The organism is Rhodococcus sp. WB1 (assembly GCF_001700945.1).
GTDB lineage: Bacteria > Actinomycetota > Actinomycetes > Mycobacteriales > Mycobacteriaceae > Rhodococcus > Rhodococcus aetherivorans.
In genome coordinates this window covers 4,675,354-4,695,373 of the sequence record NZ_CP015529.1, presented here as the reverse complement: position 1 = coordinate 4,695,373, position 20,020 = coordinate 4,675,354, and the positions used below count along the sequence as shown (strand labels likewise).

13 protein-coding genes and 1 pseudogene are annotated in these 20,020 nt (G+C 68.8%); 7 read left to right on the top strand and 7 right to left on the bottom strand.

What is annotated here, in order from left to right:
* Window positions 1-62: 62 nt before the first annotated feature.
* On the bottom strand, window positions 63-1,277 hold the full coding sequence (locus A4U64_RS20955; protein ID WP_051359164.1) for a PucR family transcriptional regulator: 1,215 nt from the start codon (window positions 1,275-1,277) through the stop codon (window positions 63-65).
* A 145-nt stretch (window positions 1,278-1,422) separates the two neighbouring features.
* On the opposite strand from A4U64_RS20955, the gene A4U64_RS20950 reads away from it, so the two are divergent.
* The 3 genes and pseudogenes from A4U64_RS20950 to A4U64_RS20945 all read left to right on the top strand — a co-directional run bounded on the left by A4U64_RS20950 (window position 1,423) and on the right by A4U64_RS20945 (window position 6,274).
* Window positions 1,423-3,975 (top strand): flavin-containing monooxygenase, encoded by a 2,553-nt coding sequence (locus A4U64_RS20950; RefSeq protein WP_029540854.1) that lies wholly within the window; start codon window positions 1,423-1,425, stop codon window positions 3,973-3,975.
* A 280-nt stretch (window positions 3,976-4,255) separates the two neighbouring features.
* A pseudogene (locus A4U64_RS28900) lies at window positions 4,256-4,615 on the top strand (SRPBCC family protein); the annotation flags it as partial.
* 66 nt (window positions 4,616-4,681) lie between these two features.
* A complete protein-coding gene (locus A4U64_RS20945) occupies window positions 4,682-6,274 on the top strand; it encodes an acyl-CoA synthetase (RefSeq protein WP_174824748.1) in 1,593 nt (530 codons plus the stop codon).
* A 505-nt stretch (window positions 6,275-6,779) separates the two neighbouring features.
* Here A4U64_RS20945 and ligD read toward each other — a convergent pair.
* Window positions 6,780-7,757 (bottom strand): non-homologous end-joining DNA ligase, encoded by a 978-nt coding sequence (gene ligD, locus A4U64_RS20935; RefSeq protein ID WP_006943338.1) that lies wholly within the window; start codon window positions 7,755-7,757, stop codon window positions 6,780-6,782.
* A gap of 245 nt (window positions 7,758-8,002) precedes the next feature.
* Between ligD and shiA the strand changes: the two genes are divergently transcribed.
* Window positions 8,003-9,367 (top strand): shikimate transporter, encoded by a 1,365-nt coding sequence (gene shiA / locus A4U64_RS20930; protein WP_006943336.1) that lies wholly within the window; start codon window positions 8,003-8,005, stop codon window positions 9,365-9,367.
* Window positions 9,368-9,537: 170 nt separating this feature from the next.
* On the opposite strand, the gene A4U64_RS20925 is transcribed toward shiA, so the two are convergent.
* Both A4U64_RS20925 and A4U64_RS20920 read right to left on the bottom strand, forming a co-directional pair.
* A complete protein-coding gene (locus A4U64_RS20925; RefSeq protein ID WP_029540860.1) occupies window positions 9,538-10,317 on the bottom strand; it encodes an IclR family transcriptional regulator domain-containing protein in 780 nt (259 codons plus the stop codon).
* Window positions 10,318-10,391: 74 nt separating this feature from the next.
* Complete coding sequence (locus A4U64_RS20920) at window positions 10,392-11,027, bottom strand: TetR/AcrR family transcriptional regulator (protein WP_029540862.1); 636 nt, start codon at window positions 11,025-11,027, stop codon at window positions 10,392-10,394.
* Between the two features lie 49 nt (window positions 11,028-11,076).
* Here A4U64_RS20920 and zapE point away from each other — a divergent pair, with 49 nt between their 5' ends.
* Both zapE and A4U64_RS20910 read left to right on the top strand, forming a co-directional pair.
* Window positions 11,077-12,042, top strand: coding sequence for a cell division protein ZapE (zapE, locus tag A4U64_RS20915; protein ID WP_006943332.1), 966 nt, complete (start codon window positions 11,077-11,079; stop codon window positions 12,040-12,042).
* A 9-nt stretch (window positions 12,043-12,051) separates the two neighbouring features.
* Window positions 12,052-14,622: an AMP-binding protein gene (locus tag A4U64_RS20910; RefSeq protein ID WP_029540864.1), complete on the top strand. Its 2,571-nt coding sequence runs from the start codon at window positions 12,052-12,054 to the stop codon at window positions 14,620-14,622.
* A 33-nt stretch (window positions 14,623-14,655) separates the two neighbouring features.
* On the opposite strand, the gene A4U64_RS20905 is transcribed toward A4U64_RS20910, so the two are convergent.
* The 3 genes from A4U64_RS20905 to kstD are packed head-to-tail and all read right to left on the bottom strand — an operon-like array spanning window position 14,656 to window position 19,082.
* Complete coding sequence (locus A4U64_RS20905) at window positions 14,656-16,401, bottom strand: cholesterol oxidase substrate-binding domain-containing protein (RefSeq protein ID WP_029540866.1); 1,746 nt, start codon at window positions 16,399-16,401, stop codon at window positions 14,656-14,658.
* Between the two features lie 57 nt (window positions 16,402-16,458).
* Entirely contained in the window at window positions 16,459-17,319 is an 861-nt protein-coding gene (locus A4U64_RS20900; RefSeq protein WP_006943326.1) for a MaoC/PaaZ C-terminal domain-containing protein, read from the bottom strand.
* A 50-nt stretch (window positions 17,320-17,369) separates the two neighbouring features.
* Window positions 17,370-19,082, bottom strand: coding sequence for a 3-oxosteroid 1-dehydrogenase (gene kstD, locus A4U64_RS20895; protein WP_081705089.1), 1,713 nt, complete (start codon window positions 19,080-19,082; stop codon window positions 17,370-17,372).
* A 131-nt stretch (window positions 19,083-19,213) separates the two neighbouring features.
* On the opposite strand from kstD, the gene A4U64_RS20890 reads away from it, so the two are divergent.
* Window positions 19,214-19,999: a 2-keto-4-pentenoate hydratase gene (locus A4U64_RS20890; protein ID WP_029540872.1), complete on the top strand. Its 786-nt coding sequence runs from the start codon at window positions 19,214-19,216 to the stop codon at window positions 19,997-19,999.
* Window positions 20,000-20,020 lie beyond the last annotated feature (21 nt).

Sequence of the window (20,020 nt, the reverse complement as noted above, 5' to 3'; positions counted from 1 at the left end):
ATGGTCTTGCTGAGGAGCGCCGCTCGAGGTGCCGCCGAGATGACGAGATGGACGTTGACGACCTACTCATCGGCATCATTCGTGTGCGTACCAAGCTGTGCCTCCAGGTGCAAGGCAATCTCGGTCTCGAGGCGCCTGTCGAGTATCCCACGCCCCAATGCCTCCTCGGCCTTGGCCAAACGATAGCGGATCGTGTTGTGGTGTAGCAGAAGTCGGGCCGCAGTCGCGCGGTAATTGCAGTTCTCGGCGTAGAAGCTACGTAGCGTTTCGCGGAGCAACCGATTGTGCGGCGAGGGGTCCGCCAGCGCACCGAGCACCGAGGTGACGAACTGGCTCAGTGCTGCGGGTTCATGACTGCAGAGCGCGGTGAGCTCGATGTCCGAGAAGTGCGTGACGGCCGGGAATCCGCGGCCTGCCAGGCGTGCTACCCGGACTGCTTCGAGTGCCTGGCGATGGCTGAGCCGGAACCCGTCGAGTCCGCGGCCGGGTCGCCCCTGTCCACAGGTCACTCCTTCTCTCACCGGCGTCGCCCGCGCCTCGGTGTTCGTGGGGATCCAACACCACAGCGTGTCGCTGTCCACAAGCAGGGTCAGTGGTCGCGAGCCCGAGATGGTGCCGGCGAGCTCGCGGGCCGTGGCCTCCAATGGTGCCTGATTGCTGCCGTCACGAACAACCACCAGAGCCACATGATGTCGCGTGAGATCGTAGCCGAGGCGGCGGCTGGCGGTGGTGATGTCCACGTCGTCCGACGCGAGAATCCGCCGCGCTTCTTCGGTTCGCGCCATCGACCATTCGCGCGAGAGTCGCTCGGCCTCATCGCGATACGCAACACTCAACCTGTTGGTGATCATTTGGAGCCAGGACAACAGAAACGTCGTCCCGTAGTCCGTGACCCGTAGTGCCACGGGCACGCCGGCCCGGTCGCAGTACCGCTCGACCGCACGGGTCCATCGGCTGCACCAGTACGCGATTCCGACCTGGTAGCCACTGACCAGCGTGTCGAGGCTGATCGCCTTCGCCAGGTCTCGGGTCGTCCGGATGACTTCCTCGGAGGGCGCCATTGCATCGATGGTGATCCCCCGCATCAGCGCGTCGAGAAGCGCAGCACTGTTGGCCTGGCAGGCGGCGAGCGCGACCGCGGACACTTCCTGCCGCGCGAACTCGGGGACGCGTTCGAAGATGTATGCAGCCGTACCCGAGCCGAGGTCCGGCAGTTCCGGAAGCAGGGCTACCGCGACGTCGTGGACGTACGTCGCGACCTGATCGTCACCCGACATGCTGTCACCTCTGCTGATCGTATGCGCCAAATGGTCAAAGCTTGTGCGCAAGTCTGCGCGTTTCACCATAGAAGGCGCAATCGTGGTGTGACTACGCTCACTGCTCAGAAGGTCCGAACTGGAATTTCACGAGGAGTGTTCGAGCATGAAGGCCGACAAGGATGTAGTGATCGTCGGAGCCGGGTTCGCCGGCTTGTACGCTGTTCACAAGCTGCGTAACGAACTCGGTCTGGAGGTGCAGGCGTTCGACGCCGGCGGCGGGCCGGGCGGCACGTGGTGGTGGAACCGCTATCCGGGGGCACGGTGCGATTTCGACTCGGTCTACTACTCGTACTCGTTCTCCGAGGAGATCCAGCGCGAGTGGCAGTGGACGGAGAAGTACGCCGCACAGCCGGAGATTCTGAACTACCTCGAGTGGGTGGCGGACCGTCTCGACCTGAAGCGCTCGTTCCAATTCAACACTCGGGTGACCTCGATGGTGTGGAACGACGAGGGGCAGTACTGGACCGTCGGCACCGACGACGGACGCACGTGCACTGCCCGGTACGTCGTCTGCGGAACCGGCAACGTATCGATCCCGAAGAAGCCGGAGTTCCCCGGGATCGAAGACTTCAAGGGTGAGGTTCTGCAGACGAGCTCGTGGCCGCACGAGCCGGTCGACTTCAGCGGCAAGCGCGTCGGGATCATCGGAACCGGTGCCACCGGAATCCAGCTCATCCCGGAACTTGCGAAGCACGCCGCACATCTGACGGTCTTCCAGCGCACCGCGCAGTTCGCATCGCCGCTGGGGAACGAGAAGCTCGATCCCGAGGCGCGCCGATGGCTGGCCGAGAACCACAAGCAGGTGCGCGCCGGGGCGCGCGATCACTTCCTCGGCGCACCGTACGACGCTCCCCGCCCTTCGGCCCTCGCCGATTCGCCGGAGGAGCGCAAGAAGGTCTACGACGAGCACTACGGAAGCGGCGGCTTCCGGATGGTGGTCTCGACGTACGGTGACCTTCTCTACAACAGGGAATCCAACGACACCATCGCCGACTATCTGCGCGATCGCATCCGGGAACGCGTGACGGATCCGAAGATCGCGGAGATGCTCTGCCCCACCGATCACCCGTACGCCACCAAGCGGGCCCCGTTCGAGACGAACTACTACGAGACCTACAACCGCGACAACGTGACCCTGGTCGACGTGCGCAGTACTCCGATCGAACGTGTCACCGAGCACGCCCTGAAGACCACCGCAGCCGAGTACGAGATCGACGTGCTCGTCATGGCAACCGGCTTCGACGTGTTCACTCGGCCGCTGCTCGAGATGGGGATCGTCGGCCGCGACGGGCTGACCCTCGACGAGAAGTGGAGCGGTGTGCCGGGCACCTACCTCGGGATCCAGACCGCCGGCTTCCCGAATCTGTTCACCGTCACCGGACCGCAAAGCGCTGTCGCGCTGTACAACAACGCGCTCGCCATCGAGGATCACGTGGAATGGATCAGCCGAGCGATCGGTCACCTGCGTACCACGGGTGCGACCACGATCGAGCCGACCGCAGAGGCCGAGTCTCGCTGGGGTGATTTCGCCGAGGGAATCCTCAATCAGACTTTGATCCCGCAGTCGGAGAGTTCGTGGTACATGGGGGCCAATGTCGTCGGCAAGACGCGCGGAACGTACATCTTCGCTGCCGGCGCTCCCGTGTACCGAGCCATCTGTGCCCAGGTGGCCGAGCGCGGTTACGCCGGGTTCGCGATCGACGGTGTCGAGACCGCGGTCCCGCCGATGGCCAAACTCGACCCCGAGGTCGTGACCGCCCTGAGTGCCATCCACCGCCCCGGATACAAGCCGCTCGAAGACTGCACCGTCGAGGAGACGCGGGCGATGGTGGAGCAGCTCGTCGGGATGCAGGTGCCCGGCCCGGACATGCAGGTAGACGACATCGTCGATCCTGCTGTGCGCCTGTATGTTCCGAGAACACAGACGGAGGGCACGCGTCCCGTCATCGTATTTCTGCACGGTGGCGGCTGGGTCGCCGGCTCGCTCGACGTCGTCGACAATCCGTGCCGCCAGATCGCCCGGGCCACCGACGCCATCGTCGTCTCGGTCGACTACCGGTTGGCGCCGGAGCATCCTTTCCCCGCCGCGCACGACGACGCATTCGAGGCGGTTCGGTGGGTGCAGGAGAATATCGCCGGCTACGGTGGCGACGCGGACAAGATCGTGATCATGGGGGAGAGCGCCGGCGGCAACCTTGCGGCATCGACGGCGCTGCGTGCCCGTGATGCCGGTCTGAAGCTGGCTGGGCAGGTCCTGGTCTATCCGCCGACCGACCCCGAGGCGTCCACGCAGTCCCGAGTCGAGTTCGCCGACGGGCCGTTCCTCTCGGTCAAGGCGGTGGACACCATGTGGGGTGCCTATCTCAACGGCGCCGAGGTCACCGAGACCGTCGCACCCCTTCGTGCCGAGAATCTGCGCGATCTTCCTCCCGCGCTCATCTTCAGCATGGAACTCGATCCGACGCGCGACGAGGCCGAGGACTACGCGCGGGCACTGCAGGACGCGGGAGTTCGAGTCGAGCTTCACCGGTTCGAGGGCATGATCCACGGGGTCTTCAACATGGACGCCATCGTGTCGGCCGCGCCCGAGATGTACTCCCTGACAGCACAATTCGTCGCCGACACGGTCACCGCCGAACCGGTATCCGTCCGGTAACCGGCGCAGCAGTGTCGGTCGGGTGACCGCACGTCGGCGAGCGTGGTGACACGCCCGCCGACGTGACACTCGACCGCCGACCCGACGGCCTGGCCCGGACCGAACGCGGTCTCCGCCGCAGACCCGTCGAGTTGCAGCGGTCGGCCATCTCGACCTTCGCGAGTGCTGAGAACGACACCTACACCGCACCGGGGGTGTACGGCGGAGCACTCGGCCGTTCCCGGCTTGCCTTCAGCAGCGAGTCCCCGGCCTCTCAGGGCCACTACCCGAGGAGTTCACCATGCCACGCGCATATTCCAGCGGCGTCATCGACGCCTCGGCCGACCAGGTCTGGTCCGTTGTCAAAGACTTCGGCCGCGTCGACAGCTTCCTGCCCCCGGTGGCGCACAGTGAGCTGATCGACGGCGCCACCACACAGATCGGTGTAGTGCGTCGACTCACCCTCGCCGACGGGGGCGCCACCCTCGACGAGCGCCTGCTCGACCTCGACGACCGCCGCCGCCAGTTGTCTTACGAGTTCGCCGGCGACAATCCGTTCGGTGCCCGGAACTACCGGGCCACCGTGCGTGTGAGCCCCATCGGCGAACCCGAAGGCGCCTTCGTGGAATGGTGGGCGGACTTCGAGGCCGACCCGGCCGAGGTCGACACCCTGGTCGGTGTCTTCGCGGACGGGGTCTTCGGCAGCGGCATCCGCAGCCTGCGCACGATGTTCGCCGATCGGAATGTCGTCGCCCGGGCCCGTCGCCACTCGGTGTCGGACCTGCTGCACCGCTCGGCGCAGCGATATCCGGACAAGACCGCCGTGGTCGACGGTGACCGACGGTTCACCTTCGCCGAGTTCGACCGGGTCGTCACCCGGTTCGCCGGTGTCCTCCACGCCCACGGACTCGCCAAGGGCGACCGGCTCGCCTTGATCGCCCGCAACTCCTGGCAGTTCGGTGCCCTGGCGTTCGGTGCGGCACGCATCGGCGTGGTGCTCGTGCCGATCAACTTCATGCTCAACGCCGAGGAAATCGCGTTCATCCTGGGTCATTCCGGGGCAAACGGAGTGATCGTCGACGACGAGTTCTCTGCGGTCGCCGATGACGCCATCGCTGCAGCCGCTCCGGATCTGAAGCTGTCGGCGATCATCGGCCCCCACGGCGCCGAAACCGGTGCGGGCTGGGAGTCGGTCGCCGATTGGGAGGCAGGCGAGGTGCCCATCCTTCCCGACGTGGCCGTCGCCGACGACGATCCGGTACGCATCATGTACACCTCGGGTACCGAGTCCCGCCCGAAGGGCGTCCTGCTCTCCTCCCGCGCACTGATCAGCCAGTACGCCTCGTGCGCGATCGACGGCGGCATGAGCCACGACGACGTCGAGGTACACGCGCTACCGATGTATCACTGCGCACAGATGGACTGCTTCTTCTCGGTGGACGTCTACCTGGGCGCCACCAGCATCATCCTGCGCGGCCCCGACCCCACCCAGATCCTCGAGACCATCCAGCGGGAACGGGTCACCAAGCTGTTCTGCCCACCCACCGTGTGGATCTCGCTACTCGGCCACCCCCACTTCGACGACTACGACCTGTCCTCCTTGCACAAGGGCTACTACGGCGCCGCACCGATGCCGGCAGAGGTGTTGCGTGAGCTCACCACACGGCTACCGCAGGTACGCCTGTGGAACTTCTACGGCCAAACCGAGATGTCCCCGATCGCCACGATCCTCGCCCCCGAGGACCAACTGACGCGTGCCGGCAGCGCCGGCCGGCCCGCCCTCAACGTGGAGACCCGGATCGTCGACGACGCCGGCCAGCCCCTCCCGCCGGGCGAGGTGGGCGAGATCGTGCACCGCTCCCCGCATCTGACGCTGGGCTACTACAACGATCCCGCCAAGACCGCGGAGTCCTTCGCCGGTGGGTGGTTCCACTCCGGTGATCTGGGCGTCATCGACGAGGACGGCTACCTCACGATCGTCGACCGCAAGAAGGACATGATCAAGACCGGCGGCGAGAACGTCGCGTCGCGGGAGGTAGAGGAGGCCCTGTACCTGCTGGACGGGGTCGCCGAGGTCGCGGTGTTCGGGGTGAGCCATCCGTATTGGATCGAGGCGGTGACCGCCGTGGTCGTCCCGAGGAGCGGTGTGGATCTCACCGAGGACGACATCAAGGCTCACGCGCGCGACAAGCTCGCCGGATACAAGCAGCCGAAGTACGTCGTGGTCACCGACGCCCTGCCGAAGAACCCCAGCGGCAAGATCCTCAAGCGCCAGCTCCGGGAACGTTACGACCACCTCTCGAAGGAGATGAGCCGGTAATGGCCGACAGGGACGAATTCCGACTCGACGGGGAGGTCGCCCTGATCACGGGGGGCGCGCGCGGTCCGCGGTGCCGATGGACTTCGTCGCGCTGAACGGTGGTCGAGTTCGAGACGAACAACTACAAGGTCGTCGCCTCGGTACAGGAGATGTGGGCCTCACCCAGTTCGGGTGGTGCCCACATCTCCTGTGACCTGCTCTGGCGAACGCACGGGGCGGGAGCGGATATCAGGTATCAGAGCTGGTCCAAACCGTCGGCAACGACGATCCATCCGAGACGTCTTGCCGTCTTGATAGGCAAACCGGTGTGGGGCATGACCGACGCGACGGCGATCACCATCATGCCGTTGAGCGCAGGTCCGGTATGTGTGCGCGCCCACCCCTCATCGGTTCCCGGCACGTCGAACTCGACGATCTTGCCGGGGCGGCCTTCCCATCCTCCGAGGAGCTCGGCCCACAGAATCAGCCCCGCGATCAGCGTTGAGAAGATCTGGATGGGGCCGTGCTATGGCAGTGGAGGAACCAGTATCTCGTCCGGCTCCTTGTCCGGCCGCAGTCCCTTCCAACTCGGGTGGCGCAGACTGTCGCCGGTGAACTCGCGATACTCGACGTCCCCGACCAGCACCGGCTCGGCCCATCGGGCGGCCCGGACGACGGGCGCCGGAGGTATCACGTCGAACGGATCGCTGGGCCGCTCGAGTTCGTCGAGCCGCTCCCACAGGGCGCGCCGGCCGGCGGTGGTGAAGCCGGTGCCGAGGTTGCCGATGTGGACGAGACGGCCGTCGTCGTCGTGGGCGCCGAGGACAAGGGAGCCGAACGTCGCGCGGTGCATGCCGGTGCCCGGCAACCATCCCGCGATCACGGCCTCGGTGCTCTTGCGCAGGGCGGTCTTGATCCATGCCGTAGCGCGGCGTCCCGGTTGGTAGACGGAATCGGTCCGCTTGCAGACGATGCCTTCGAGACCGTGATCGCGGGCAAGGTCGAGGAGGATCTTCGTGTCGGTGCCGACCCAGTGCGGCGGCGTGCGGACCAGGGGGCCGGACATCGACAGGTCGACCAGCCGACGGCGACGTTCGAGGTACGGCAGCCGGGTCGTCGGCGCGCCGTCGAGCGCGAGCAGGTCGAATGCGTAGAACTCCACGGGGATGGTCCGGATCAGGGCCGCCGTCGGTTTCGCCACGTGGATGCGGCTCTGCAGCCGGGCGAACGCCGGCGCCCCGGACCGCGGATCGGGAGCGACGATCTCCCCGTCGACGACCATCGGCCGACCCCGGGACACCGCCGACAGTGCGATCGTCAATTCCGGGTAGACCCCCGAGACGTCCTTGCTGTTGCGGCTGTAGAGCCGGCACCGCTCGCCGTCGCACACCGCCACCGTGCGGGCGCCGTCCCACTTCATCTCCACCGCCCAGCCGGTGCCGATCGGCGGCCGGCCGGGCGTGGCCAGCATCGGGGCGGGCACCGCGGAGCGGGAGGCGGGCATGGGTCGAATTATCCCGTGTGCCGTGCCCGGCTGCAGGGCAACTGTTCGGATCACCCTGTACCGGAATGAATTACACGCGTGTATTCCGCTGCCGTCCGGTGGCGCCGGTGCATTGCCGCAGTTTTCGTGCCGGTGGCGAGACCTGTCGCTCGTCTTGACGAAACTCCTGCGGAGTGTCTACCGTCACATACATCCACTCAGCGGACATGCGTTCGCATTACGAACATACGGATCGAGGATCGGGTATGAACGAGCGGCACCTCGCCGGCCCAGACGAGTCTCAGGCTCGGCGCGCAGCCTTCGGCAGCTTCGTCGGCGCCGTCATCGACTGGTACGACTTCATCCTCTACGGCCTGGTGGCCGCGCTCGTCTTCAACAAGGAGTTCTTCCCCAACGTCAGCCCGGCCATCGGCACGCTCGCCGCGTTCGCGACTTTCGGCGTCGGATTCCTCTTCCGGCCGCTCGGTGGGGTGGTCTTCGGTCACTTCGGTGACCGCCTCGGTCGCAAACGGATGCTGGTGCTCACCATCGTGATCATGGGAAGCGCCACTGCCCTGATCGGCCTGCTGCCGAGCTTCGCGTCGATCGGGTGGTGGGCGCCGGTCCTGCTCGTCACGCTGCGGGCTGTGCAAGGATTCGCCGTCGGCGGTGAATGGGGTGGTGCCGCGTTGATGGCGGTGGAGAGCGCGCCACCGAAGAAGAAGGCTCTCTACAGCAGCGGCGTACAGGTCGGCTACTCCGTCGGCCTGATTCTCGCCACCGGTTTCGTCATGCTGATGAGCAGTGTCACGACCGACGAGGCTTTCACCCAATGGGGGTGGCGTGTTCCGTTCGTCGCCAGCATCGTGCTCGTCGCCTTCGGCCTGTGGGTACGCTCCAGCGTGGAGGAGAGTCAGGAGTTCACCGAGAAGGTCGAGAGGCTCGAAGCGGAGCTCGGCGAGCAGAGCCGCAAGCGCATCCCCCTCGTGGAAGCACTGACCAAGCATCCCAAGGCTTTTCTGCAGATCATCGGTCTGCGCTTCGTCGAGCTGTTCTCGATGTACATCGTCACGACGTTCGCGCTCAGCTATTCCACCAACGAACTCGGCATGGAACGCAGTTTCATGCTCAACGTCGGCCTGCTCGTCGGTGCCCTCGGAATGGTGACCATCCCGTTGTTCGCGTGGCTGTCCGACCGGTACGGGCGTCGCCGGGTGTACATGCTCGGTTCCGCACTCGGCGCCGTCTGTGCGTTCCCGTTCTTCGCGATGCTCGAGGGCGGCTCGATGATCGGAACCGTCATCTTCGCGGTGCTGTTGGTCAACATCGCCCACGACATGGTGGTCAGCGTGCAGCAGCCGCTGTTCACCGAGATGTTCGGCGCGGAGTACCGCTACAGCGGCGCCGGGGTGGGCTACCAGGTGGCCAGCGCGGTCGGGGGTGGCTTTACCCCCTTCATCGCGGCGGCCCTGGTCACCGTCTCCGGCGGGTCGTGGCACCTGGTGGCGGTCTATCTCGCCGGCGGATGCGTGATCTCCGGGATCATCGCCTGGCGGCTCGGACACGACCACGGTGACGCCGGCCGGGCCGCCCGGGCGTCGCGGACATCGACTGTCGCGACCGCGCCCTGAGACGCGGATCGACCGGAGGCGGCGACGGACGGGGCCAGGGGCGTGGGCGCTCGAAATCTCCTACGCGTAATGGCTTCTCGATCACGAAATGCTGCACGGATCGGTTGATCCGCCTCGCCGGGCCGGGTGCGGCCGAGCATGGAAGGGGAACCGCCGGCACCGCGCACGGCTCATGGGCCGCTGATCGCGAGATCGGCCCCGATCCGCTGGGCTGCTTCCTGCAATCGGGAGACCACTCGTGCCTCGACGTCCGCGCCGGAATGCGCGATGTTCTGCAGGGAAGAGTTGAGCGCGGCGACGATCCGGCCGGTTCGGTCCCGGATGGGCACGGCGACGCCGCGAACCCCCAGTTCCAGTTCGTCCTCCGACAGCGCCCAACCCCGCTCGGCCGTGGTCAGGATCTCGGCGCGCAGCCGGTCCGGGTCTACGAGGGTCTGCTCGGTGAACGCCCGCAGTTCCGTCGTCTCCAGGTAGCGGTCGAGTTCGTCGGCGGTAAGGCCGGACAGCAGGACCCGGCCGTGCGAGGTCGCGTACGCCGGGAAGCGCATGCCGACCGAGATCGCGATACGCACGATCCGCGGCGAACGGACTCGCGCGACGTAGAGTGCGTCCGATCCGTCGAGCACGGTGACCGAGACGGTTTCCTCGAGTTCGGCGGCGAGTTTCGCCAGGTGCGGTTCGGCCAGCTGCGGGAGCGCCAGCCCGGACAGGTAGGAGAAGCCGAAACGGAGAACGCGCGGGGTCAACATGAAGCGACGACCCTCCTGCCGCAGGAACCCGAGATCGACGAGGGTCAGCAGGATTCTTCGCGTTGTCGATCGGGTGATCCCCACCACCTGGGCCACCTCGCTGAGAGTGCGCTCCCGGTGCTGTTCGTCGAAGCACTCGAGCACCGCGAGCCCACGGTCCAGAGACTCGAGGAAGTACCGTTCACCGGCGGCCGATCGCATGAGCCAATCCTAGGCACGCGACGTGTCTTCGCCTGCCCACGGCTGGGCCTCCCGGGAGGCAGGCCGGTGCCGGATCACGATCGCATGGTTCGTGCCCGGCCGGTACCGTCGCCCCCGGCGAGGCCGCGGAGGTACACCGCGATCGGCCGGGCCAATTGCGCGACGCTCGCGGCGGTGCCGGCGGCGAGTCCCTCCAGCGACCGGGCGCCGAGCAGCCGGTCCACGGTCAGTCCCTCGGCCAGGCTCACGAGATCGGCAGCCGCGGAGTCGGCGTCGTCGGCGCCGCAGGCGGCCACGAGGTCGCGCGCGGCGGCGCGGGAGAACAGGGCGGCTGCAAGGCCGGCGCGTTGCTCGGCACCGATGGCCGGGTCGGTGGCCAGGGCATACCGCACGAGCAGATCCCGGCGGCGGTGGGCCAGGTCGCGGTCGAGTGCCGTCGCGACCGCGCGCGCGGCGGCGTCGACGTCGACCGGGGTCGTCGGGCGGGTGAGACCGGAGTGCTCGAACGCGTCTCGTGATCGCTCGGCGAGCCGGTGCACGGCGGCGTCGAGCAGGGCTCCGCGGGTGCGGAAGTAGTACGAGCACGAGCCGTCGGGCAGGGCGAGGGCGCGGTCGACGGCGCGGTGGGTCAGCGCGCGCAGTCCGTCGCGGGCGATCAGGTCGAGGGTGGTCTCGGCGATCAGGGTGCGACGGTCGGGGCTGCTGGCCATGATTGAACTCTACATATGTAGAGTCCTCTACCAATGTAGAGGAGGTGGGATGGCCGAGGATCCGTACCAGCGGGCCGGCGCCGCCGCCCTGGGGCGGCTGCACCGCGACCTCGCCGCGCAGCGCACCACCCCGCGCGGCGTCTACCTGTGGGGGCCGGTCGGTCGCGGCAAGACGTGGCTGATGGAGCGGTTCCTCGAGGCCGTGCCCGGTCCCGCGCGACGGCACCACTTCCACGGCTTCTTCGCCGGCCTGCATGCGCAGGCGCATCGCCTCGGCTCGATCGACGACGCCGTCGACGCCGCGCTCGGCGACGCCCGTGTGCTGTGCTTCGACGAGTTCCACGTCCACGACGTCGGCGACGGCATGCTCGTCGCGCGCGCCGTACGCATCCTTCACGAGCGGGGCGTCGCGCTCGTCGCCACCTCCAACTACCCGCCCTCGGGCCTGTTGCCCAACCCGCTGTTCCACCACCTGTTCGAGCCCACCATCGCCCTGCTCGAACGCCGGCTCGAGGTGGTCGAGGTCGGCGGGCCGATCGACCGTCGCCGCACCGGTACGGCCACCCCGGGCGACGGGTTCGCCTCGGGTGAGTTCCTCCCGCCCGGCGCTCTCGACGTTCCGGAGCCGGGGGAGCGGCGAACCCTGCGACCGTCGGGCCGCGCACTACCCGTCCTCGCCGTGCGCGGCGACGTCGTGTGGTTCGACTTCGCCGACCTGTGCCGCGCCCCCACCGCGCCCGCCGACTACCTCGCCGTCCTCCGCGAGCACGGCGAGTGGGTCGTCACCGGTGTCCCGCCGCTGCGCGAGCTCGACGCGGACGCCCTGCGCCGCTTCGGCAACGTCGTCGACGTGCTGTGCGACGCCGACGTCCGGCTCACGGTGTCGGCCACCGTCGCGCGCGCCGACTTCGCGACGTCCGTCCCCGCCGAACCCGACGTCGACCGGCTGCTCAGCCGCCTCGCACTGCTCCGCGAACCCGCCCGAGCCTGGATTCAGGACAGCCAAACCTTATAGACTGCCGCGGTGGTACCACGTTCTTCCGAGCTCGTCGACTGTCCGACGGTTCCGTTCGTCCGACATCTCGCCGAACACGGCGAACGGACCGCACTCGTCTGCGACGGCACCGAGATCACCTATCGCGACCTGGCCGAGCGGGTCGCCGCCGTCGCCGACCGCCTCGGCACCACCCGGCGTCTCGTCCTGGTCGCCGGGGCCAACGCCGTCGACCCGATCGTGGCCTACCTGGCGGCGCTGTCCGCCGGCCATCCCGTGCTGCTCGTGCCCGGCGACCGGCCCGACGCCCTGGCCGCGACGATCGAGGCCTACCGGCCCGACGTCGTCGTCGACGGCGGCCGGATCGAAGAACTCGCCGACGGCACCCACGACCTGCATTCCGACCTCGCGCTGCTGCTCAGTACGTCCGGCTCGACCGGCTCGCCCAAGCTCGTGCGCCTCTCGCACCGCAATGTGCAGGCGAACGCCGAGGCCATCGCCGACTACCTCGACATCCGCGACACCGACCGCGCGATCACCACCCTGCCGATGCACTACTGCTACGGCCTGTCGGTCCTGCACAGCCACCTGCTGCGGGGCGCCGGGACCGTGCTCACCGACCGGTCCGTCACCGACCCCGGATTCTGGGACCTCGTGCACCGGCACCGGGTCAGCGCCCTCGCGGGCGTGCCGTACACCTTCGACCTGCTCGACCGCGTCGGCTTCGCCGACATGGACCTGCCGAACCTGCGCTACGTCACCCAGGCCGGCGGCCGTCTCGACCCGGATCGCGTCCGCCGCTATGTCGACCTCGGCCGGCGCGACGGGTGGCAGTTCTTCGTCATGTACGGCCAGACCGAGGCCACCGCCCGCATGGCCTACCTGCCCCCGCACCTCGCCGCGGAGCACCCCGGCACGATCGGCGTCCCCGTTCCCGGCGGCGCCTTCCGCATCGACCCCGTGCCCGAGGCCGGCGACGGTGCCGGCGAACTCGTCTACACCGGGCCCAACGTCATGCTCGGCTATGCCACCGACCCGTCCGAGCTGGCCCTCGGGCGTGTCGTCGACGAACTGCGCACCGGTGACCTCGCCGTCCGCACCGACGCCGGGCTGTACCGGATCGTGGGCCGTCGCTCCCGCTTCGCGAAGCTGTTCGGCCTGCGCATCGACCTGCAGCGCATCGAATCCGTCCTCGCGCGCCACGAGCTCGTCGCGTGCTGCGCCGGCGGCGACGACGAACTGATCGTCGCCGTCCAGGGAGCCGACGCCGCGCCCGTGCGGGCGGTCGCGGCCCGCGCGAGTGGGCTGCCCGAGTCCGCGGTGCGGGTGTGCGTCGTGGCCGAGTTGCCCCGCACCCCCAACGGCAAACCGGACTACCGCGCCGTCGCCGCGCTCGGCGCCGCCCCGGAACCACCGCAGCCGGCGCCCGAGGCGCGGGCCGTGGACCCCCGGCAGCTGCGGGCGCTGTACGCGGACGTTCTCCGCCGCGACGACGTCACCGACGACAGCACGTTCGTCGACCTCGGTGGCGACTCGCTGTCGTACGTGCGCATGTCGGTGCGGCTCGAGCGGCTGCTCGGGCATCTGCCCGCCGACTGGCCGACGACGCCCCTGCGCGAGCTGAGCCCGTCGACGCACCGGACACCGCAAGGCTGGCGGACCGTCGAGACCAACGTGCTCATCCGCGCTGTGGCGATCGTGCTCATCGTCGGCTCGCATCTGCACCTGTTCGCCCTCGTGGGCGGGGCGCACGTGCTGCTCGCGGCCGCTGGCTACAACTACGCGCGATTCCAACTGCCCAAGCCCCGCGCCGAGCGGCTGCACACCACCCTGCTCAGCGTCGCCCGGATCGCCGCACCGGCCGTCGTGTGGATCGGCGCGGTGCACGCGCTCACCGGCGAGTACCGCTGGTCGAGTGTGTTCCTGCTCAACGGGGTGCTCGGACCGCCCGCGTGGACGAAGGAATGGCGGTACTGGTTCATCGAGGCGCTGGTGTACGCGCTGGTGGCGGTGGCTCTGTTGCTCGCCGTGCCGTGGTTCGACCGGCACGAGCGACGGTTCCCGTTCGCGTTCCCGCTCGCGCTGGTGGGCGTGGGCCTGCTGACCCGGTACGAGGTGCTCGGGCCGGACATGCCGACCAGTCAGATCCTGGCGTCGTACGTGGTGTTCTGGCTCTTCCCGCTCGGCTGGGCGGCCGCCCGGGCGACCGCGGTGTGGCAGCGGCTGGTGGTGTCCGTCCTGGCGGTGGCGACGGTGCCAGGGTTCTTCCATGCCGAAACCGACCGCACCGCTCTCGTGATCGGCGGCCTGCTCCTGCTGATCTGGGTGCCGCGGACCTGGTGGCCGGCGCTGCTGGTGCGGCCGGCCGAGGTGCTCGCCGCCTCGTCGCTCTACATCTACCTGACCCACTTCACGGTCTATCCGCTGCTGCGGGACATCGACCCGTGGCTCGCGTTCGCGGCGTCGCTCGTGGTGGGTGTGGCGTACTGGCAGCTGTGGGTGCGGCTCGGCCGGCTGTGGGGCCACTTCGGCCGGGTATCCGTCCTCACCATGCTTGCGCGGCGCGGTGCTACCCGCGCGCGTGAGAACGCGCGCGGGTAGCACCGACGGGCGCGGATATCCGGCGCCTTCTCGTCAGGGCAGCAGCCGGTCGATGAAGCTGTTGCTGAATACCCGATGCGGGTCGAGCCGGTTGTACACCGCCCGCGCGGAGTCCCAGTTCTCGTCCGCGGGCACGCCTTCCCGGTAGGTGTCGGGCAGGACCTGCTCGATGACCCGCTGGTCCGTGTACGGCAGTTCGGGGCCGAACGCCCAGCCCTTGGACCATTCGGGCCGGAAAGTGGAGTCGGCGTTGTTGTAGTGACCGCGCATCCACTGCTCCATCTCGCGGTAGAACGCGAACATGCCGGGGGTGCCCGGCACCCCGAGCACGTTGAGCCAGATCGCGGTGTCCCACTCGGGGTGGTCGGGTCGCGGCCGGGTCGCGGAGATGGTCGGCGGCCCGGCGGACGGGACCCGCACGTCGTCGGGTTGATCGAGCCCGCAGCACCGGATCTCGACCGGGCCGTTGAGCGGGTACTGCCCCAGCGCCCGGTAGTGCTCGATGCGTTCGTGGAACCACTGCGTGAAGTCGTGGATCACGTTCGCGATGTGGGCGCGGTTGGTGAGGACCGCGCCGCCGCCCTCCGTGAGCCGCAGGGTGGTGGCCTTGATGTAGAACTGCAGGTCCTTGGACCAGCCCCAGATGTCGCTCGAGTTCGTGGCGGCGAGGCCGGCGACGGTGGTGTTGTAGTAGACCTGCCCGAAAGCCGGCGCGATGGCGGGGTTCCCGGCCGTCATCTGCCCGAGCAGGTCGGTGACGGGCTCGGGGACGTTGTCCGAGAACGGATAGTTGTACGGGCCGAACACCTCTCGGGACGTCACCGGCTTCTGCGGAGCGAGGGACCACACCTTCATCCACGGCTTGTCGGTGAACGGATACCAGATCGCCTCCGCGCGCCCGCAGGCCCGCACGAAGCTCTCGAAGGTGCGTCCCGGTGCTCCGGCAGGCGCGAACAGCTCGCGCCAGTCGATGTCGGTGTAGCTCTGGCACCGCATCCGGGTGTCCGGGCCGGCCTGCAGGGTGACCGAGGTGACGAACGTCCGGCCGAGGTGGGCGAGCAGCGCAGTGATGTCCGCGTCGGCGCGCGTGTAGGTGCGCAGCGCGTACTCGCTGCCGTTCCACGCCACCGTGGTCAGTTCCGTGACGAGATTGCTCAGCGAGCCGAAGGTGTGTCCCGGGACGTTCTTTTCGCCGTCGGCGGGCAGCGCCGCACCGTGCGCGTTGACGGCCAGTGCACCGGCGATGGACAGCACCCCGGGTGCGGGGAGGTTGGCCCAGCCGAGGCCGTGCCCCTGCAGCGCCGTGGTGATCGCGTCGAGTGTCGCTCCGGCTCCGGCGGTGACGGTGGCGGGGTCCGAACCGGAGTGCACCGACACCCCGTTCAGATGCGCCATCGTGTCCGCCAGGATCACCCTGTCCACCGGTGCGCCGTTGACGATGGTCAGCGGAGTCCAGCCGTGCATCGCGCCACGCGGCCGGACGGTGTAGCCGTGAGCGTGGGCCCAGTTCGCGAGCCGGACGACGTCCTCGGGACTGCGCGGGGCGCACGTCCAGATCGCGTCGAGCATGATCTCCTTGGACCAGTTCTGGTAGGCCTGCTGGTAGAGGGCGATGCCGTCGGGAAACGCGGCCGGGGTGGTCAGGGTGGCACCGGACGAGCCGGCCGGTACGGCGTGGACGGGGGTCCAGCCGCCGAGCGCGGTGGCGGCGAGCGCGCCCGCGCCGGCGGCGAGGAAACCCCGGCGCGACAGGCGCAGGGGTTCGGTGCGAATCGTCATGAACACACTGCTTTCTCACCGGCCCGTGGCGGGCCGGTGCTGGGGGAGGACGGGGTGTCAGGCGATGGTGAGGACCACGTCGGTGAGGGCGGGCGCGAGGTCGCGCTCGACCACCGCGGCGGTCGCGAGCAGCCGGTCGCCGGTGCGCCAGGCGCGCACCCGCAGGGTCTCGCCGGGAAAGACGACGCCGGCGAACCGGGCCGTGAATCCGTGCACGGACGCGGCATCACCGTCGAGCGCCGCGTCGGTGAGCGTCTTGCAGACGATCCCGTACGTGCACAGCCCGTGCAGGATCGGAGCGGGGAACCCGGCGGCCTGCGCGAACTGCGGGTCCGAGTGCAGCGGGTTGCGGTCGCCGCACAGCCGGTACAGCAGGGCCTGTTGCGGCAGCGTCGCGACATCCACCTCGAAATCGGGTGCCCGGTCCGGCAATTCGACGGACTCGGACGGTCCGCGTTCGCCGCCGAAGCCGCCCTCGCCGCGGGCGAAGATGGACGAGCGGGCCGTCCACAGCGGGTTGCCGGCCGGATCCGTGGTCGTCGACTCCTGCACGATCACCGCGGCCTTGCCCTTGTCCCACACCTCGGCGATTCGGGTCACGGTGCGGCCCTTGCCTTCCGGTGGCAGGGGAGCGTGCACCGTCACCTCCTGGCTGCCGTGCACCACCTTCGCCAGGTCGATCTCGATGCCCGGGAACGAGACCTTCGGCGGCTCGGTGTCGTGGAACGTCGCGGCGACGGTGGCGAAGGTGGGCAGGACCTGCGGATCACCGTCGCGCAGGTAGCGCAGCTCACCGAGGTCGGTGGGACGCGCGCCGGCGCCGAGACCGAGGTGATAGAGCTGAACGTCGCTGCTGCTCCAGGCGAATTCCTGGGCGGGCAGTTCGGCGCCGAGTGCGACGGCGGGATCGATGGGCACGCGGGACCCTTTCTGTTCGGCGGACGGGGTTCGGCCGGATCGAGTGCGGCTCAGTGCTGTTCGGCGGTCTCGGAGATCGGCCGCGCGGCGGGCTGCTCCGGTCGGCCGAGGGCGTCGAGGACCGCGAGATAGGCGAAGGTCATGGCCGGGCCGATCGTGGCGCCGGGGCCGGCGTAGGTGTGGCCCATGACGGGACCGCTGGCGTTGCCGGCCGCGTAGAGACCCTCGATCACGGTCCCGTCCTCGCGCAGGACCCGGGCGTCGGCGTCGGTGCGCAGGCCGCCCTTGGTGCCGAGATCGCCGGGCACCACCTTGATCGCGTAGAAGGGGGCCTTGTCGATGGCGCCGAGGCTCGGATTGGGCTTGTTGCGCGGGTCGCCGTAATAGTGGTCGTAGCCGGATTCGCCGCGTCCGAAGTCCTCGTCCCGGCCCGCGCGGGCGAAGCCGTTGAATCGTTCGACGGTCGCGGTGAGGGTCTGCGCCGGCACGCCGATCTTCTCGGCGAGCTCGTTGATCGAGCCGGCCTGGACCACCACACCCGCCTTCAGCCACCGCTTGGGGAAGGGACTGCGGGGCGTGATGCCGGCGAAGGTGTAGCGATTGCGGTAGCGCTGGTCGAGGATCATCCAGCACGGGATGTTCTCGCCGGGTCCGTCGCCCCGGCCGTGGCGGCCACCGTACATGGCGTGCACCGCCTCGACGTACGGAGCGGATTCGTTGACGAAGCGCCGGCCGGCCGCGTTGACCATCATCGAGCCCGGCAGGCTGCGCTCGGACAGGGCGAACCACGGGCCGCCGGTGAGCGGGAAGGACGGACCCCACCAGGCGTCGTCCATGAAATCGACGGCGGCACCGAGAGCCTGGCCCGCGCGGATGCCGTCCCCGGTGTTGGCCTTCGCGCCGACGGTCCACTCGGTGCCGATCGGGGCGCGCTGATACTGCGTACGCATCTGCTCGTTGTGCTCGAAGCCGCCGGAGGCGATCACGACGCCGCGGCGGGCCCGGATGGTGTCCGTCCGTCCGTCCGACTCGACGCGCACACCGCGCACCACCCCGTCCTCGACGACGAGGTCCGTCAGGGCCGTGTTCAGCAGCAGCGGTACCCCGGCGTCGCGCAGGCCGACGCGGAGTCCGGCCATGAGCGCCTGGCCGCGGACCAGCAGGTGCTTCCTCATCGCGCGGGCCCACAGGTATCGCATGCCGACCTTCGCGGCGCGGACCGGTCCGCGCGGGTTGCGCATGAGGAGGTTGAGCCACTTGTAGTCGGCCTGGGTGATGACGAAGTTCGGCGGGCCCTTGACGTAGTCGGGCTCGAGCAGGGCGAGATCGTCGCCGAGGCGCTTGCCGTCGAACGGTTTCGGCTCGACGGACCGCCCGCCGAGCCGGCCGCCGGGGGCCTCGGGGTAGTAGTCGGAGTAGCCCGGCACCCACTGCAGTTCCAGGGCGCTGTGCTTCAGCACGAAGGACAGCATCTCGGGCCCGCGGTCGATGTAGGTGTCGATCTTGTCGGCGGGCACCACGTCGCCGATGATGCTGTGCAGGTAGGTGCGGGCCGAGTCCGGGGTGTCGGTGACCCCGGCGGCCCTCAGGGCCTCGTTGTTCGGGATCCAGACCCCGCCGCCCGAGCGCGCGCTCGAGCCGCCGTAGTGGGGTGCCTTCTCGATCAGGACGACGCTCGCGCCCTGGTGCGCGGCGGTCAGCGCGGCGGTCATTCCGCCGGCACCGCTGCCGACTACGACGATGTCGTATTCCTGCTTGATCATGTAGAACACGTTATAGAATGATGGCGCGGTGAGTCCATCCCTTCTGCCAGGAAGAATCACCCGCACACCACGGGCCGAACGGAAACAGGTTGCAGAACATGCCGGTCGCCGGTGAACAGGAAGGAACCGCAATGCTGCCGACGCAACTGCGCACCCGGCTGGCGGACGAGCTCGAGGCCGCCGAACGCGACCGCACCCCCGTCGGCCCGCTCGTGGCCCGGCACCCCGACATCGACGTCGTCGACGCCTACGAGATCCAGCTGATCAACATCCGTCGCCGGCTCGCGGCCGGTGCCCGCGTGGTCGGCCACAAGGTCGGGCTGTCCTCGCTGGCCATGCAGCAGATGATGGGCGTGGACGAACCCGACTACGGCCACCTGCTCGACGACATGCAGGTCTTCGAGGACCGGCCCGTCGACACCTCGCGGTACTGCTTCCCGCGGGTGGAAGTCGAGGTGGCCTTCGTGCTCGGCAAGGACCTGCCCGGCGCGGACTGCACCGAGAGCGACGTCCTCGACGCCACCGTCGCGTTCGCGCCGTCCATCGAACTGATCGACAGCCGGATCAAGGACTGGAAGATCGGCCTCGCGGACACCATCGCCGACAACGCCTCCTCCGCCGGATGGGTGCTCGGCGCGCAGCGGGTGGCGCCGTCCGGCGTCGACATCAAGGGCATCGACGCCGTGCTCAGCCGCAACGGCGAACGGATCGCCGAGGGGCGCAGCGACGCGGTGCTCGGCAATCCCGTCACCGCCGTCGCCTGGCTCGCCCGCAAGGTCGAGAGTTTCGGAGTGCGGCTGAAGGAGGGCGACATCGTCCTGCCCGGCTCGTGCACCCGGGCCGTCGACGCGCGCCCCGGCGACGAGTTCCACGCCGAGTTCGCGGGACTGGGCTCCGTCTCGCTCACGTTCTCGTGACCACCCGGTCCCGACTGCAAG